Raw genomic sequence first — 16,008 nt, 5'->3', positions numbered from 1 at the left:
GGCGCTTGAGCGCGTCCCGGACCGGGCGGCCCGAGCCGGGTGACAATGTCGTCACTATCGCCTTTCTGTTATGTTCGCGCTGTCACGGAGCGCCCGGTGTGCTCCGCTTTCCTGCCACCCGTGGATGCCAGCGCCCATGCTCGATCGCCTGACCCATTCACTGCGCCGTCTCTGGGCGCTGGATGCCTTTGCCTACAGTCTGCGCGTGTTTATCGCGCTGACCGGCGTCATGCTGTGGAGCGGGCTTGCCGGTCATATCGAGCAGATGATTCCGCTGTTTCTGGGCGTGATCGCCAGCGCCCTGGCCGAGACCGATGACAGCTGGCAGGGTCGGCTGCGGGCGCTGGTGGTGACGCTGGTCTGCTTTGCCATCGCCTCGCTGGCCGTGGAGCTGACCTTTGGCCATCCGTGGCTGTTTGGCATCGGGCTGGGGCTTGCCACCTTCACCATGATCATGCTCGGCGCCATCGGCCAGCGCTACGCCACCATCACCACGGCGACGCTGATCCTGTCGGTCTATACCATGATCAACATCGAGCAGCGCGGTGGTGCCATGCCGGAAAATCTCTGGTACGGACCGCTGCTGCTGATCACCGGCGCCGCCTGGTACGGCGTGCTGTCAATCGTCTGGCAGGCGCTGTTTACCCATCAGCCGGTGCGCCAGAGCCTGGCGGCACTGATGACCGAGCTGGGCGAGTATCTCGCCATCAAGGCGTCACTGTTCGAGCCGCTGCGCGGGGTGGATCGCAGCACTCGCCGGCTGGCGCTGGCGCGGCAGAACGGCCGCGTGGTCAATGCGCTCAACGAGGCCAAGGAGATGATCCTGTCGCGCCTGCAGGGCCAGCACAACAGCGCGCGCATCGACCGCTACCTGCGCCTGTATCTGATCGCCCAGGACATTCACGAGCGCGCCAGCTCCACCCACTACGACTACGACGCGCTGGCCGAGCACTTTTTCCATAGTGACGTGCTGTTTCGCTGCCAGCGGCTGCTGCATCAGCAGGGGCAGTCCTGCCGGGCGCTGGGACGGGCGCTGCTGCTGCGTCAGTCGTTCGACCACGGCGCGAGCGAGCAGGCGCTCAATGATCTGCGCGCCTCGCTGGAGTATCTCAAGCGCTATCCGCCCGGGGCAGACAGCCGTCAGAACCACCGGCTGCTGCGCTCGCTGACCTCGCTGGTCATCAATCTGGGCGAGCTGGAGCGCCAGCTTTCGCGGGCCGACAATCCGGACACGACGCTGGATGAGCATGACCGCAATCTGTTCGACCGCTCGCCCAGCAGCCTGAACGACGGCTGGCAGCGGGTGCGCGGGCATCTGCGCCTCTCCTCACCGATCCTGCGTCACGCCCTGCGCCTCTCCTCGGCACTGGTGGCCGGCTATGTGCTGCTGCGCCTGATTCACCCCACCCAGGGCTACTGGATCCTTCTGACCACGCTGTTCGTGTGCCGGCCCAGCTTTGGCGCCACCCACCGCTTTTTGCGCCAGCGCATCATCGGCACGGTGGTGGGGCTGGTGGCCGGCTGGGCGCTGATCACGCTCTTTCCCTGGGATGCGGCGCAGGCCCTGATTGCGGTGCTGGCCGGGGTGCTTTTCTTTGCCGCCCGCATTCGTCACTACATGGTGGCCACGGCCGCCATCACGCTGATGGTGCTGGCCTGCTTCAATCAGGTCGGTGACGGGTTTGATCTGATCTGGCCGCGGCTGTTTGATACGTTGCTGGGGGCGGGGCTGGCGGCGCTGGCGGTCCTGTTGATCCTGCCGGACTGGCAGGGCCGACGGCTCAATCGGGAGGCTGCGACGGTTGTCACGGCAAGCGAGGCCTATTTTCGCGAGATCGTGCGCCAGTATCGCAGCGGCAAGCGCGATGATCTGGCCTATCGGCTGGCGCGGCGCAACGCCCACAACGCCGATGCGGCGCTGTCGACCCGCCTGGCCGGCGTCATGCAGGAGCCGGGGCAGTATCGCCACGACGCCGATGAGGGCTATCGCCTGCTGGTGATCACCCACAGCATTCTGGGGCATCTGTCGGCGCTGGGCGCGCATCGGCGCAGCGTCAGCGAGCGTCTCGACATGCAGGAGCTGGACACCGTATTCGAGGCGATCAGCGGTTATCTCTCGGCCATCGCGCAGGCGCTGTCGCGGCGCCAGGCGCCCGCGCCGCTGTCGCCGCCGCCCCATGAGCTGATCGAGCAGCTCGATCAGTCGTTCGAGGAGATGGAGGATGCCCGGCGGCTGGTGTACACCCAGCTGACCATGATCTGTCAGCAGATGGCGCCGCTGGCCGAGGTGGCCGGTCGGCTGGTGGATCAGCAGGGGCGCCATCGCGGGCCCTTCAGGGCAGCGAGGGCGACGTCACCGACGTGAGACCGGGAATGTCGTGGGCACAGCCCGGGCGGCCGAGCAGAAAGCCCTGCAGGTGGGAGCAGCCCTCCTGCTGAAGCAGGCTCATCTGCTCGGGGCGCTCGACGCCTTCGGCGGTGACCTCCATGTCGAGGCTCTTGCCCATGCCGGTGACGGCGCGCACGATGGCCAGCGCCTCGCGGCTGTCGCACATGTCGCGAATAAAGCTCTGATCGATCTTGAGCCGGTCGAACGGAAAGGCGCGCAGATAGTGCAGCGACGAGTAGCCGGTGCCGAAGTCATCCAGCACAACGCGCACGCCCAGCCGCTTGAGCTGATGCAGGATATCGACATTGCGCTGGCTGGCATCGAGCAGGATCGATTCGGTGATCTCGAGCTCCAGCCGGGAGGGCGCCAGCCCGGACGTTTCCAGGGCGTGGGCCACCTCATCGACCAGCGCCTGGCGGCCGAACTGGGCCGGCGACAGATTGACCGACACCCGCTGCGTCACCGGCCAGCGGCTCGCCTCGCAGCAGGCCTCGACCAGCGCCCAGGCGCCGATTTCCAGAATGATGCCGCTGTTTTCGGCAATCGGAATGAACTCCAGCGGTGATACGACCCCCCTGGTCGGATGGCGCCAGCGCATCAGGGCCTCGAAGCCGGTGGTATGTTCGCCGGTAATGTCGTAGATGGGCTGATAGAGCAGAAAGAGCGCCTCGCCGGCGAGGGCACCGCGCAGGTCGTTTTCCAGGTCGAGGCGCTCGCGGGCCAGCTGTGCCAGCTCGGCACGAAAGGCGCCATAGCGGCCCTTGCCCTGGCGCTTGGCTTCATAGAGGGCGAGATCGGCGCAGCGCATCAGCTGCTCGAAGCTGTCGATATCGCGGCTGGCGCGCACCCCGCCCAGACTGATGCCGGTCTGGACCCGATGCTCGCTGAGCTGAAAGGGCGTCCGGGCGCTGGCGGCCAGCGTCTCCGCCAGACGCGACAGGGCGACATCGTTGTGTACCTCGGGCACCAGCAGGGCGAATTCGTCGCCGCCGATGCGCGCCAGGGTTTCGCCGTGATGCAGGTGCTGGCGCAGTCGTGCGGCCATCTGGCACAGCAGCTCGTCGCCGACATGGTGGCCCAGCACATCATTGATGTTCTTGAAGTTGTCCATGTCCAGCAGCAGCATGCCGACCTGATCGATGTGCGGTTCAAGTGTCTCCAGCAGGCGCTGGGTGCGCTCGCCGAACAGCAGCCGGTTGGGCAGGTTGGTCAGGGCATCGTGATGGGCCATGTGGCGAATGGTGGCCTGAGCGGTGTGCTCCTCGGTGATGTCATCGATCAGGTAAAGACGCTGGCCGGTGGTCCGGCCGTTGTCCGTGATGGCCAGCGTCAGGCACTTGAGGCGACAGGTGCCGTCCGGTGTTTCCAGCGTGAGCTGGAGCTCGCTGGAAGAGCCGGTGCGGCGCTGCGTCAGCTCGGACTTGATCCGCGCCAGCAGCGCCTCGGTGGCCAGATGGGCCATCAGCGTTCGGGGGCTTTCCCGCGGCCTTTGGCTATCATGGTTGCACAGCAACAAACGGCCGTCGGTCTCGTCCTCGACCAGCACCCGGGTGGGGATGTTGTGAATGACGGTGTGCAAAAAGGCGTAGAGCCCGCTCAGCTCGCAGGAGTGGCGTTCAGCGGCGTCACGGGCCTCGATGATCTCCTGCTGCTGGGCCCGCTTCTGCGTGATGTCACGGGTGATCTTGGCAAAGCCGATCAGCCGGCCCTGCTCGAAAATGGGGTCGATCACCACGCTGGCCCAGAAGGCGCTGCCATCCTTGCGCAGGCGCCAGCCCTCTGCCTCGTGACGCCCGTTGCGGCGCGCGGCGGCCAGCCCCTGCATGGGCAGATCCGCGTCCCGCTCCTCGGGCGTGTAGAACCGGCTGAAGTGCTGCCCCACGATTTCATCGCGATCATAGCCCTTGAAGAGCCGGGCGCCCTCGTTCCAGCTCATAATCACGCCATCGGGGTCGAGCATGTAGATGGCATAGTCGGTAATTTTCTGCACCAGCTGACGATAAAGGTCGTCGCTGTCGGTCAGACTGGTGCCGGTGAATGCCTGTGATTCGGCCATGGCGATCATCGATGAAAGGAGTCAGAAAAAACGTCTGCCGCCGTCACGACAGAGTGCGCAGACATTGTCAAAACCTGATTGTGAAACAGGAAAACCTGATCAAAGCCGCAATCAAGGCCTTTTTTGAGCCTCAACTGCGGCGATGGGTGGAAATGAGATGCGATCTAAAGGCTTTCAGCTCAAAAGCTGTCGGACCAGGGCCTGCCACCAGGTCACGCCCAGCGGGGCAAGGTCGTCGTTGAAGTCGTAGGCGGGGTTGTGCAGGGCGGCGCTGTCGCCGTTGCCCATCCAGATATAGGCGCCCGGACACTGCTCCAGCATGAAGGCGAAGTCTTCCGAGGCCATGCAGGGCGGCAGATCGTAATGCACCTTCTGGATCTCCGGCATGCGTTCCAGCACTTCGGCGCAGCGTGTCGCCTGCTCGGCGTCGTTGATGGTGGCCGGATAGCGCGACTGATAGTCGAGTTCGACATCAAGGCCATGGAAGTCGGCGTCGGCCTGGACCGCCTCGCGAAAGCGCGCTTCAAGGTGTTCACGAAGCGCCGGGTCGAAGCAGCGCAGGGTGCCACGCAGCTCGACCGTGGCGGGCATGACGTTGAAGGCATCACCGCCGTGAAACTGCGTGACGCTCAGCACCGCCGGCTGGTGCGCCGGGCGCTCGCGGCTGATAAGCCCCTGCAGTCGGCTGACCAGCTCGCAGCCCGCCAGGATGACGTCATCGCCCATGTGCGGCATGGCGGCGTGACAGCCGCGGCCGGACAAACGCAGCGTGAAGACATCAAAGGCCGCCATCGAGGGGCCGCTGTGCACTGCGGCTTCGCCCACCGCCATGCCCGGCCAGTTGTGCAGGCCGTAGACGGCGTCCATCGGGAACAGATCAAACAGTCCCTCCTCGATCATCACCCGGGCGCCGCCCTCGTTCTCCTCCGCCGGCTGGAAAATAAAGTGCACCTTTCCGGCGAAGTCAGGATCTTGCGCCAGTGCATGGGCCGCGCCCAGCAGCATGGTGGTGTGGCCGTCGTGGCCGCAGGCGTGCATGCGACCGGGAGTCTGTGATGCCCACTCCAGATTGGTGGCTTCCTCGATGGCGAGCGCGTCGATGTCGGCGCGCAGCCCGATGGTGCGCCCCGGGCCGCGGGCACCCTCGAGCGTGGCGATCACGCCGGTACCGGCCAGCCCCGTATGGACCTCAAGACCGACCTCGCGCAGCAGCTCGGCCACGCGCGCGCTGGTACGGTGCTCTTCAAAGGCGATCTCGGGATGGCGATGAAAGTCACGGCGCCACTGGCGCAGCTGTTCGGCATCGGGATAGGACTCAAGCGCGGTCATGGAGCGTTCCTGATCGAAATCGGTGAATGGCGTCGTCGGCGATGCCGGATAAACGGGCGGCACGCCATGACGAAAACCTTATGCCGATCAGGACCGGGTGTCGATGCGCCCGGTCCTCTCCTCGGGCCCGCGGGCTCGGTGAGAGCGTTCGATGTCAAAAAGGCCCCTGACAGCGTGCTGTCAGGGGCCCCTGGCCTTTACATGAGACCGGGCGACGTCAGCGCCTTGCCTTCAACTCGGTGGCGCGTCGGGCCGCGTAGTAGTAGGTCTCGTTTCTCATCAAATGCATGCCCAGCACCGGCTTGTCGAGATGGCGGCGCTTGCCCAGCAGCGTGGCCGCCATTTCCTTGAGGCTGCCCTTGAGCGTGCCGTCACAGGGGACGCCCATGAGGCTGCGGGTCAGGCTGGGCTGGATGTACTGTTGATAGATGGCGGTACTCATCTCGTCGTAGCGCTGCTGATAGCCCTCATGCAGCAGGGCGTCCAGCCGTGCCAGATCGGTGCGGTCATTCTCCGGAGAGAGGCATACCACGTCATTTTCAGTGTGGTGAAAGACCGGCGTGAACTGCACTGGGCTGCCCTTTTCGAAGCCCAGCTTCACGGCAAAGGAATAGTTCTTTCTTGCCGCCGGATTGGGCCGGTTGCTGAAGTAGAAGTTGCCCAGACTGTAGAAGATCAGCGAGTTGTTATAGGCCTCATGGCCCTGGGGCACATGCGGGTGCGCGCCGACGATGACATCGGCCCCCAGATCGCATAGATGCTGGTAGCGCAGACGCCACTCCTTTTGTGGAATATCGTGGAACTCGAGCCCGGCGTGGGCGAAAACGACGACAAAATCGCACTCGCGCTTGAGCTCGACCACCATCCGGTCGATGGCAGGGTGGTTGAGCCAGGCATAGCCGGCCTGATCGGAATCGGCGTTGTGATCGAGCACGCCGAACTGAGCTTCACAGGCGTTGATCATGCCGATGCGCACGCCCTGAATCTCGCGAATCAGCGGCATGTAGGCCCGCTCGGCGTTCATGCCGGCGCCGAGCATGTCGAAGTCATGCCGCTCGCCTTCGCGCAGCGTGGCCTCGAGCGCCTCGTTCCCGAAGTCCATGATGTGGTTGTTGGCCAGCAGCAGCATGTCAAAGCCGTGTCCCTTGAGCACTGGCAGGATATCGGCCTGCTGGTTGATGTGCGGGCCGTCCTTGGGTTGCTCGCGACCAAAGCCGCGAACCGGCGCCTCGAAATTGCATACGGCGTAATCGCAGGCGGCAATGGTTGCGCTCAGGGCGTCATCGCAGACAGGGCCACCACCGTACTGGCGGTTGACCACATCGCCACAGACAAACATTTCAATCATGGTATCGGTTTCCGAGGTAAAGGGCCTGTCCGTTAGCTCGCGGGCTGTGCAGTATGGGATCTGGCGCCCATGAAGGCGGTCAACTGAAGCTTCAGCACCCGGCCACGACGGTAGAAGAGATTAAGCACCACGGCCGACAGGATTTCGGCAATCAGCGTCGACAGGGCCGCGCCCACCAGCCCGTACTGGGGGATCAGCAGGTAGTTCAAAACGATATTGAGCGCGCTGACGAACAGCATTTTCTTGAGCAGGAAGCTGTAACCGCCCATCACGGTAATCACGCTGAACGCCGAGGTACCCAGCACCGAGAACACCGACGAAATGACCGTGATACCCAGTACGGTAGCGGCCGGCGTGTATTCATCACCATAGAGCAGCTCGATCAGCGGTTCCCGGAAAATGCCCATAAGAATGGCCGGAATCACCGCGACCATGAAGACCCCCAGAAACAGCCGGCGAATGCGGTGTTCGAACAGGGCGGCATCATTGCCACGATTGGCCTGGTTGATGCCCACCATCCAGGAGGTCATCAGCGCCATGGGAAACATCATCCAGCCCTGCGACAGGGTCAGAGCGGCGCTGTACCAGCCCACGTGGGTTTCATCGAGCATGCTGCCCAGCATGAGCTGATCGGTACGGGTATACAGGGCAATGGACAGGCTTGAAATGGCCAGCGGGATGCCGACCCTCACGATATGTCGCGAATGGCGTCGGCTGCGGGTCTTGAAGGTATGGGCATCGTCGCGGGTCTTTTTGCGAAACAGATACTGCTTGATGAAATACGACACGGCCCACTGGGTGATGTTGGCCGCGGCAAAAAAGCCGACCGTGGCGCCCAGCTTGATAAAGGCAAACTTCAGCGCCACGCCTATCGCCAGGGCAGTGTTCTGCGCCACGGTGTTGAACTTGGAGTCCAGCGACGAGTTGAAAAAGATGCTGTAGATTTCGTTGGTGGTAAAGAAGCTGCCCCAGATGATAATGGAAAACACCAGCATCTGTTTGGAGGTATCGAAATAAAACCAGGCTCCTATGGTCAGGAGCGTACAGATGATGACGAAATTGATCGCTCGCACCCGGGTCGAGGCCGCCATCAGGAGCAGTCCGCTCTGGCGGTTGCGAGCCAGGCGGTTAAAGACCACGTTATCGCCGCCCATTTTCACCATGGGGGTGATCAGGGCTACAACGGCCAGCGCCAGACTGATCAGGCCGAACTCGTTCGGTCCCAGATAGCGGGCGACATAGACCGTGATAAAAATGCCGGCCAGCGCAAACATGACCTTTTCGCCCATTATCCAGGCGGTATTGATGAGTGCCTTGTTCATGAAGCTGCTTTTTCGAAGGTGAGACGCCGAGGAGTGGCCGATCGGCAAGGGAGGCCGATCATGCCACCAGAAAGGGTAATCGTGTGTGCAGAGTTGTGCGACGTCTCAGCATGTAGCGAGCACAACAACAGGGCAGGGCAGAAATGTCGAATCCGTCAATTAACCTCAAAGGCCTTCCAGCAGTCGGCCAAGCGATGTGCCTCTCACAAGAAGACGCAGGGCATCGGGCACTTCCTGCCAGGCCCGGCGCAGTTGCTCCTCGCGCCGGATCAGGCTGGTGTAGTCCTGCTCCATTTGCTGGCAGGGCGACAGGGCACTCATCAGCGCGTCATGCGTCTCTTCATCCTGCAGCATGGGGTCCTGCTGATTGGCCTGTGCGTAAAAGCGTTCCAGTTTCATGGCGATGAGTCTCCAGAAGACGTTCACTGCTTGATATCGACCAGAGTGTTATAATACTAAACATTTGGTTACACAACTTTACCAAAGTAGTAGTCCGCCACTGCCTCAGCAGTGGCGGCGCAGTAGCAGTCAGCGATCAAGAACAGGCATCAGGTGGCGCTCGACCAGATCCAGCCGTGCCTGCCACGGGTCCTGGCGCGCGACCGGCCCCTGATCCTGGGTGAAGTCCATCATCAGATTCGACAGCGGTGTGTGCAGCGGCCAGGTGGGGGCGCCGCCGCCGTTCGGGTTGCCGCTGCCGGCGAAGTTGACCACGTAGCGGTGCAGCTGCCAGGCCATGGCGCGGTCGCTGTCGTCCAGCCGATCGTAGCGCGAGTCGAGTGTGCGAAAGAGATAGGGCAGCTCGCTGGCGTGTATGGCACCCGACCACTTGTCGCGCGCTTCAAGGGCGACGTGCGCAAAGCGATAGCGCCACGCCGGCTCGCCGCTGGCGGCCACCCGATCGGCAATGAAGCGCGCCGGCTCGGTCATCATGCGATCCATGCCCACGCGCTGACCCACCTGCTGCACGCTGTCGCTGCCTTCCGGGGCATACAGTGCGCGGGCACGGTCGGCGTCCTCGCCGAAGGGCGCGAACAGGGCGTCCATGCTGTCAGCGGTACTGAAGCCCAGATCGGCATCGGTGGTACCGATCAGCATCGGCACCTGCTGCGCAAGGCCGGCCTGATAGATGCGCTCGGGCTCGCCGGAGATAAGCTCGCCGTCGCGGATGGGGCCACCGGCCCAGGTGCGCGGGGCATTGGATGACGCCATGAGCGTGCTCATGTTGAGGCCATCGACGATCTGCTCGGGCGGCAGGTCCCTGAGGGCGGCCAGCGCCGCCTGCCCCTTGCCCTCGATGCCGTGACGACGGGCGAAATTCTCACCGATGGTCTCGGCCGAAGGATGGTCGGGCCGGTCGTCGGCGAGGGCCGGCATGGGGCCCATCAGCGCTCGACCGCCGCCGGACATCACCACGGCGCGCTCAAACAGCCCGCGGGCGGCCGGTGAACCGGTCAGATCCAGCACCGAGGCGCCGCCGGCGGATTCGCCCATGATGGTGACGTTGTCGGCATCGCCGCCGAAGGCGCCGATGTTGCGCTGTACCCACTCAAGCGCTTTGATCTGATCCATGATGGCGTAGTTGCCCAAAGGCGCCTGCCCCTGCTGCTCCCGGCTCAGGGCCGGATGGGCGAAAAAGCCGAAGCGGCCCAGTCGATAGTTGAGGCTGACCAGAATCACGCCATTGCGGGCAAAGGCGCTGCCGTCATAAATCGGCGTGGAGGTACCGCCATTGACATAGCCGCCGCCGTGAATCCATACCAGCACCGGGTGGTTGGTTGGCGCACGATCCGCCTGCGGTTCGGGGATGGCGTCAGATGGCGCCCAGACGTTGAGATAGAGACAGTTCTCGGACGGTGTGACGCCCAGCGGCGCGGCATCGCTCGGGTCGGGGCGCTGCATGCAGTCCGGGGCGAAGGCGGTAGCCTCCCGCACGCCCTGCCACGGCGCCACCGGCTGCGGCGGTCGCCAGCGGTTGTCTCCCGTGGGTGGGGCGGCGTAGGGGATGCCCTTGAAGGCGGTCACGCCCGGCGCACCGCTGCCCCGCAGTGCGCCACTGTCGATATCCACCCGGGTGATGGATGAATCGGCGGAGGCGTTCTGTGCCGCGGCCCACAGCGGGGCAGTCAGCAGTCCCAGTGTCAGCAGTCCTTTCAACCAGCGTTGCATGCGGCGTTTCCGTTTCCTTTTGAGCGTGCGCTCAGGATAGACCACGCCCGGGCGGTGAGCCTGTCAGGTGCGATCATCCTGCTCGGTGTCAGGTGCATTTACCCAGCGGCCCTCGATCATGTCCAGACGCGCCCACCAGGGGTCGCGCATCACCTGCGGCCCGTCATCCTGGGTGAACGCCAGCAGCCGCTCCTGCTGCGGGTCGTGCCGGGGCCACTGCGGCAGGCCCTCGCCGTTGGGATCGCCGGCCAGGGCAAAATTGACCACATAGCGATGAAAGGCAATGGCCGTGGTGCGATCAGTGTCGTCGATGCCGCTGCCGTAGGCGGCCTCGAGGCGATCAAAGAGATAGGGGATGTCGGTGGCGTGTGGCGCCCCCGACCAGTCGCCGCGTTTCGGGGCCGCCACATGGGCGAAGCGGTAGCGCCACACCGGCTGGCCGGCCGCTTGCATCTCGTCGGCAATAAAGCGGGCCGGCTCGGTCATGGTGCGATCGCGGCCGATCTCCTTGGAAAGCGTTTTCAGATTGACGCTGCCGCCCGGGTCGTAGAGCGCGCGCATGCGATCGGCGTTGTCGCCGAACGTATCGAACAGCTCGGTTTTCGAGGTGGCATCGGCGCGACCAAGATCCATGCTGGTTGAGCCGATCAGCAGCGGTATCTGTCGCTGCCTTTGCTGTTGAAAGCGATGCTGGGTTTCATCAAGGAGCAGCTGGCCGTCGCGAATCGGGCCGCCGACATAGGTCTCGCGCTCGCGATTGTGGGTATACATCATGCTCATGTTGAGATCGCCGGTGACCGCCTCGGCCGGCAGCGCCCGCAGCGCCTCACGCGCCGCGTCATTCTCGCCGTCGATGCCGTGGCGCCGGGCAAAGCGCTGGCCGAAGGTGTCGGCGGAAGGGTTGTCGGGCCGGTCGTCATGCAGATCATGACGTACGGCGCGCAGGTCGCGCCCGCCGCCGGACATCACCACGGCGCGCTGAAAGAGCCCTTCGGTGGCGGGGCTGGCCATCAGATTGAGGATCGAATTGCCGCCGGCGGACTCACCCACCAGGGTGATGTTGTCCGGGTCGCCGCCAAAACGATCGATGTTGCCCCTGATCCACTCAAGCGCCTTGATCTGATCCATGACGGCGTAGTTGCCCTGCGGGGTGTCATCGCCGTCATCACCGGTCAGCGCCGGGTGCGAGAAAAAGCCGAAGCGCCCCAGCCGGTAGTTGAAGCTGACATAGACCACGCCGTCGCGGGCGAAGCTCTCGCCATCATAGGCCGGTGAGGAGGCGCCGCCGTTGACGTACGCCCCGCCGTAGAGCCAGACCACCACCGCCCGGCCCTCATCGTCCGAGCCGTCGCTGGCCTGGCGGGCGTCATCGGGCTGCCAGACGTTGAGGTAGAGACAGTCCTCATCGGGGCGCTCATCGCCGGGCGAGGCGCTGCTGGACAGCGGTTTCTGCATGCAGTCGCGGCCAAAGCGCGTGGCGTGTCGCACGCCCTGCCAGGGCTCGGCCGGCTGCGGCGGCCGCCAGCGGTTGTTGCCCACCGGCGGCGCCGCAAAGGGGATGCCGCGATAGACCGAGTACCCCTGGTCGCGCTCGCCGCGCAGCAGGCCGTTGTCGACGCGCGCCACCGGGGCGTTGTCCGCTGCGGCCCGAATGAGACCGGCCATTTCAAGGGCCATCGATTCATCGACCGGGGCCGCTGCGGGCGCGATGGCGCCGGCCACTTCAAGGGCAATAGCCTCATCCGGCGGTTCGGGCGCCGCCAGCGCGTCGGCCAGGGTGATACCTGTCGACAGGCTCAATATCGCCCACGCCCACCACGTGACGCCCCGTCTGCCTGCCACTGCCCGCATGTCCTCTCCCTGTCGACCGCTCTGTCGCCTCCGGCGACTCTCCCCGGGTCTGACTCCAAACGCGCGTACTCGTTCGGCGGGAGGGGGGGCGGGCGTCAGATCAGGAACATGGCGATGCCCAGTACCACCCCGGTCACCAGCATGATGACCGAGGTATAGCCCATGATGTCGCGAATCTGCAGCCCGGCAATCGCCAGCAGCGGCAGCGTCCAGAAGGGCTGAACCATATTGGTCCAGGCATCGCCCCAGGCCACTGCCATGGCCACGCTGGCCGTATCGGCATCGAGCTGCTGAGCCGCATCGATCACGATCGGTCCCTGCATGATCCACTGGCCACCGCCGGCGGGAATAAAGAAGTTGATCAGTCCGGCGCTCAGAAACGAGTAGAACGGCAGCGTCTCGCTGGAGGCGATCGACACCAGCGCGCTGCCGATATCGGCGGCCATGCCGGTGCCGTCGATCACCCCCATCATGGCGGCGTAGAAGGGGAACTGCATGATGATGCCGTAGGCCGTGCGCGAGCCCCCGGTGCAAAAGACGATGTATTCGCGGGCGTGGCGGGAGAACAAAAGTCCCAGGGCGAAAAAGCCCAGAATGACGGTGTTGATGTTGACCCCGCCGCCGGTCACGAAGTGATCCAGCAGCCACAGCAGGGCGATCGCGCCCAGCGTCAGCGGGATAAGGCGTGAATACTCCAGGCGCTGGGCCGGCGTCATGCGCGCCCTGTCGGGCATCGGGGCGACGGGGGCGTCATCGCTTTGCGCGCTGTCCGGCAGGCTCACGCGGGGTTCATTGCCGCGTGGGCGCATCGACACCAGCACTGCCGGCACCACCAGCACCATGGCCGCCAGGATGGCCAGATTGCCGATCGAAAAGACCGTCTGCGACACCGGAATGATGCCCATCTCGGCCTCCAGAAAGTGGCCCGGGTTGGCAATCACGGTGGGGATCGAGCCGCCGTAGCCGCCGTGCCAGACGATAAAGCCCGAGTAGGCCGCCGCCACCACCAGCGGATAGTGCACCCGGCCGCGGTGGGCGATGCCCATCTCGCGCGCCACCAGTCCGCCGGCCACCAGGCCGAAGCCCCAGGAGATCCAGCTGCACAGCATCGCCACCAGCGTGGTGGCGACGATCACCTGCACCTCGGTACGCGGCAGGCGGGTAAAGGCGATCAGCGCCCTCTGGACCGGTCGGGTATGGGCCAGGGCGTAGCCGCTGACCAGCACCAGAATGATCTGACAGGTAAATTCATAGATGCTGAAAAAGCCGTTGCCCCAGTAGTCCAGTACCTGACGGGGCGCGTGTCCGTCGCCCCATACGATGCCCAGCCCCAGGACCACCAGTGTAAGAAAAAACAGAAAGACAAAGGCGTCGGGGAGATAGCGCACGGCAATGTGAGTGAACAGGCGACCGATGACACGCATGCAGGGGACAGCTCCCGAGGGTTGTGATGGGTGTAGCAGTGGGCGCTACCGGGCATCGATGACACACCGGCAGCCCCCGAACGCTAGACGTCAACGCATCGCCGCGGCCCTGGCAGAAGTGCGCATGGCCGGCAGAAAGCGGGGAACTTCAGCTTGAAGCGGGTTTGATGAATCCTTTGACGCGCCCCGGTATGGGGCGGCTGACAGGGAGGGATCAAAAGAGTGTTAGCGGTCGCAGCCTGGCACCCAGGTCATTGCGGGGGCCAGGAAGGGCGGGTCTCATTGATCAACGTTTGCTGATCAAAAGGATGAAACCGGTCTCAGTCCCGGGATGTTTCCTGCGCTGCCGGTTGATAGCCTTCGACCTGCTCGATGCGCCTCTGCACGCTCTCATCGATCAGGGCATCCGACGGATAGTGGCGTACCCGGGTGCCCAGCAGCCGCCATATGCCCGAGCTCTTCTGGTGCAGCGTGCCTGTTGGGTCACCATGAATCCGGGACAGCGGATCGCCTTCCAGCTGCAATCCATGCTCGAGCGCGCGCTCCAGCATCCAGCGCAGGGTGATGTCGGAAAGCCCATGTTCTGGATTCCCGCCGCCCACGTCGCTGTGGCCGCCGGCAAACCAGCGCTGCTCGATATGCTGTTCGGCACCGATTTTGCTCTCGTCCCAGGGGGTGGGGGAAAAGGGCCGGCGCTTTTCATCCAGCGCCAGGGCGTGGTAGGCGTAGCGTACGCCCGGGCTCAGGCGGCGGTTATGGAACTTGCGCAGCGAGATCAGACACCCCAGCGCGCCGACGGTGTCCCACACGCCGACCAGCCAGGGCTTGCAGGGGCGGGCAAAGGTGTCGCGGAAGGTCCTGAAGCTGGTGGCGTCGTCGCCGCGCAGATAGCGCCGGGTAATTTCCTGCACCATGTTGTCGTGATGCGGATAGAGAATCCCGCAGCGGTCGATCATCGAGGCCAGCGAGCGGGCCATGAACGCGCCGCGGCTGAAACCGAACAGAAAGACCCGGTCGCCGGGCTCGTATTCGTTCATCAAAAAGCGGTAGGCATCCTCCATGTTCTGCTGGATGCCGTAGCCAAAGGCCGACCCCAGGGCGCGCCCCAGTATCTGCCCCACACCGAAGCCGAAAAAGGACGCCGCAAAGGTGCCCACGCCCGGACTGTAGAAGGCCTTTTGCTGATCGCCGTGATGTTGGATCGATCGAAACAGATGCACCACGTTGGTATTGACGCGGCTGAACTGCTGATTGGTGCCATCGCAGCACACCACGAGATTCTTGGCCATCGATGCCGCTCCAGGCTGGTGCCGAAATCATGCCGGGCCCTTTAGCGTAGCGGCTGGCAGCGTCGGCGCCAGTCGGGCGCCACGGCGATCAGCCCGGCGGGCGGTAGAACCGGAACTCGCCGGTCTGCGCGGTCTGCACAAAGCTCGATGCCCAGCTCGGGGTAATGCTGTGATGATGGAAAAAAAGTGCCCCGTGGGTGCGATCGATCAGACTGCCGTTGAGGGCGCGCCGGGCGATTTCACGGGCGGCGGCGTACTCCTCGAGCTCGTTGGCCTCGTCCGGGCGGCCGTCGCACCACCAGGAGAACTGACAGCTGCCGGTCTCGGAGCCCTCCTGCACCACATCACACAGCGTGGTGGGGTAGCGGCCACTGCCGAGGCGATTCATGATCACATTGGCCACGGCTTCCATCTCCCGGGCGTTGGTGCCCTTGGCCTCCCAGTAGATGGAGCGGGCCAGACAGGTCACGGCGTCATCGAGTGGTGCCTGGCCTTTCGGGTCGATGGCGCGGGTGCCATCCCGAGTGAGACGAATGTCATCCGGCGGGGGCTGTACGCCGCCCTCGTTGGAGGCGCTCTGTTCCAGCACCTGCGCCTTTTGCTGTGCGATGGCGCGCTGGGTGGTGTCCGCGGCATGAAGGGGGGCGGCGCTCAGGCCGACCGCAAGACAGGCGGCAAGCATCAAAACGTGGCGCATGGCGGCTCTCGTGGCGATGGAATCCTTATACTACGCATCCCCGAGAGCACCGGAAAACCCTCTTTAAGGCCAGGACCGTCCTGACACCGCAAGAAGGGCCGTGACGCCGCCATGGTGGCGTCACGGTCATGCAG

The 16,008-nt window shown here is 64.3% G+C and carries 11 protein-coding genes; 1 reads left to right on the top strand and 10 read right to left on the bottom strand.

From position 1 onward, the window contains the following. The first annotated feature begins 136 nt into the window (after nucleotides 1-136). Entirely contained in the window at nucleotides 137-2,365 is a 2,229-nt protein-coding gene (gene yccS / locus M1D97_RS15345) for a YccS family putative transporter (protein WP_456268571.1), read from the top strand. Here the strand turns inward: yccS and M1D97_RS15340 are convergent. From M1D97_RS15340 to M1D97_RS15295, 10 genes are all read right to left on the bottom strand, one after another. Then, nucleotides 2,334-4,445: a sensor domain-containing protein gene (locus M1D97_RS15340; protein ID WP_456268570.1), complete on the bottom strand. Its 2,112-nt coding sequence runs from the start codon at nucleotides 4,443-4,445 to the stop codon at nucleotides 2,334-2,336. The genes yccS and M1D97_RS15340 overlap by 32 nt on opposite strands. Nucleotides 4,446-4,619: 174 nt before the next feature. Further along, nucleotides 4,620-5,774 (bottom strand): M20 aminoacylase family protein, encoded by a 1,155-nt coding sequence (locus M1D97_RS15335; protein ID WP_456268569.1) that lies wholly within the window; start codon nucleotides 5,772-5,774, stop codon nucleotides 4,620-4,622. Nucleotides 5,775-5,991: 217 nt separating this feature from the next. Continuing rightward, nucleotides 5,992-7,122 (bottom strand): CapA family protein, encoded by a 1,131-nt coding sequence (locus tag M1D97_RS15330; protein WP_456268568.1) that lies wholly within the window; start codon nucleotides 7,120-7,122, stop codon nucleotides 5,992-5,994. Between the two features lie 32 nt (nucleotides 7,123-7,154). After that, nucleotides 7,155-8,444 carry a flippase gene (locus M1D97_RS15325; RefSeq protein WP_456268567.1) on the bottom strand — a complete coding sequence of 430 codons (1,290 nt, stop codon included), beginning with the start codon at nucleotides 8,442-8,444 and terminating at the stop codon, nucleotides 7,155-7,157. A gap of 165 nt (nucleotides 8,445-8,609) precedes the next feature. Further along, nucleotides 8,610-8,843 carry a hypothetical protein gene (locus tag M1D97_RS15320; RefSeq protein WP_456268566.1) on the bottom strand — a complete coding sequence of 78 codons (234 nt, stop codon included), beginning with the start codon at nucleotides 8,841-8,843 and terminating at the stop codon, nucleotides 8,610-8,612. Between the two features lie 129 nt (nucleotides 8,844-8,972). Further along, a complete protein-coding gene (locus M1D97_RS15315; RefSeq protein WP_456268565.1) occupies nucleotides 8,973-10,613 on the bottom strand; it encodes a carboxylesterase/lipase family protein in 1,641 nt (546 codons plus the stop codon). A 63-nt stretch (nucleotides 10,614-10,676) separates the two neighbouring features. Further along, entirely contained in the window at nucleotides 10,677-12,464 is a 1,788-nt protein-coding gene (locus M1D97_RS15310) for a carboxylesterase/lipase family protein (RefSeq protein WP_456268564.1), read from the bottom strand. Nucleotides 12,465-12,559: 95 nt separating this feature from the next. After that, entirely contained in the window at nucleotides 12,560-13,888 is a 1,329-nt protein-coding gene (locus tag M1D97_RS15305) for a short-chain fatty acid transporter (protein WP_456268563.1), read from the bottom strand. 320 nt (nucleotides 13,889-14,208) lie between these two features. Beyond that, entirely contained in the window at nucleotides 14,209-15,177 is a 969-nt protein-coding gene (locus M1D97_RS15300; RefSeq protein ID WP_456268562.1) for a DUF2235 domain-containing protein, read from the bottom strand. 88 nt (nucleotides 15,178-15,265) lie between these two features. Beyond that, nucleotides 15,266-15,874, bottom strand: coding sequence for a cell wall hydrolase (locus M1D97_RS15295; RefSeq protein WP_456268561.1), 609 nt, complete (start codon nucleotides 15,872-15,874; stop codon nucleotides 15,266-15,268). Between the last annotated feature and the right edge of the window lie 134 nt (nucleotides 15,875-16,008).

The organism is Kushneria sp. AK178, from assembly GCF_053903105.1.
This window is presented reverse-complemented; position numbering and strand designations above follow the sequence as displayed.

Coding starts and splice junctions, on each gene's coding strand:
- M1D97_RS15315 (WP_456268565.1), bottom strand. CDS start 10,613: ATGCAACGCTGGTTGAAAGGACTGCTGACACTGGGACTGCTGACTGCC.
- M1D97_RS15320 (WP_456268566.1), bottom strand. CDS start 8,843: ATGAAACTGGAACGCTTTTACGCACAGGCCAATCAGCAGGACCCCATG.
- M1D97_RS15310 (WP_456268564.1), bottom strand. CDS start 12,464: ATGCGGGCAGTGGCAGGCAGACGGGGCGTCACGTGGTGGGCGTGGGCG.
- M1D97_RS15340 (WP_456268570.1), bottom strand. CDS start 4,445: ATGGCCGAATCACAGGCATTCACCGGCACCAGTCTGACCGACAGCGAC.
- yccS (WP_456268571.1), top strand. CDS start 137: ATGCTCGATCGCCTGACCCATTCACTGCGCCGTCTCTGGGCGCTGGAT.
- M1D97_RS15330 (WP_456268568.1), bottom strand. CDS start 7,122: ATGATTGAAATGTTTGTCTGTGGCGATGTGGTCAACCGCCAGTACGGT.
- M1D97_RS15325 (WP_456268567.1), bottom strand. CDS start 8,444: ATGAACAAGGCACTCATCAATACCGCCTGGATAATGGGCGAAAAGGTC.
- M1D97_RS15335 (WP_456268569.1), bottom strand. CDS start 5,774: ATGACCGCGCTTGAGTCCTATCCCGATGCCGAACAGCTGCGCCAGTGG.
- M1D97_RS15305 (WP_456268563.1), bottom strand. CDS start 13,888: ATGCGTGTCATCGGTCGCCTGTTCACTCACATTGCCGTGCGCTATCTC.
- M1D97_RS15300 (WP_456268562.1), bottom strand. CDS start 15,177: ATGGCCAAGAATCTCGTGGTGTGCTGCGATGGCACCAATCAGCAGTTC.
- M1D97_RS15295 (WP_456268561.1), bottom strand. CDS start 15,874: ATGCGCCACGTTTTGATGCTTGCCGCCTGTCTTGCGGTCGGCCTGAGC.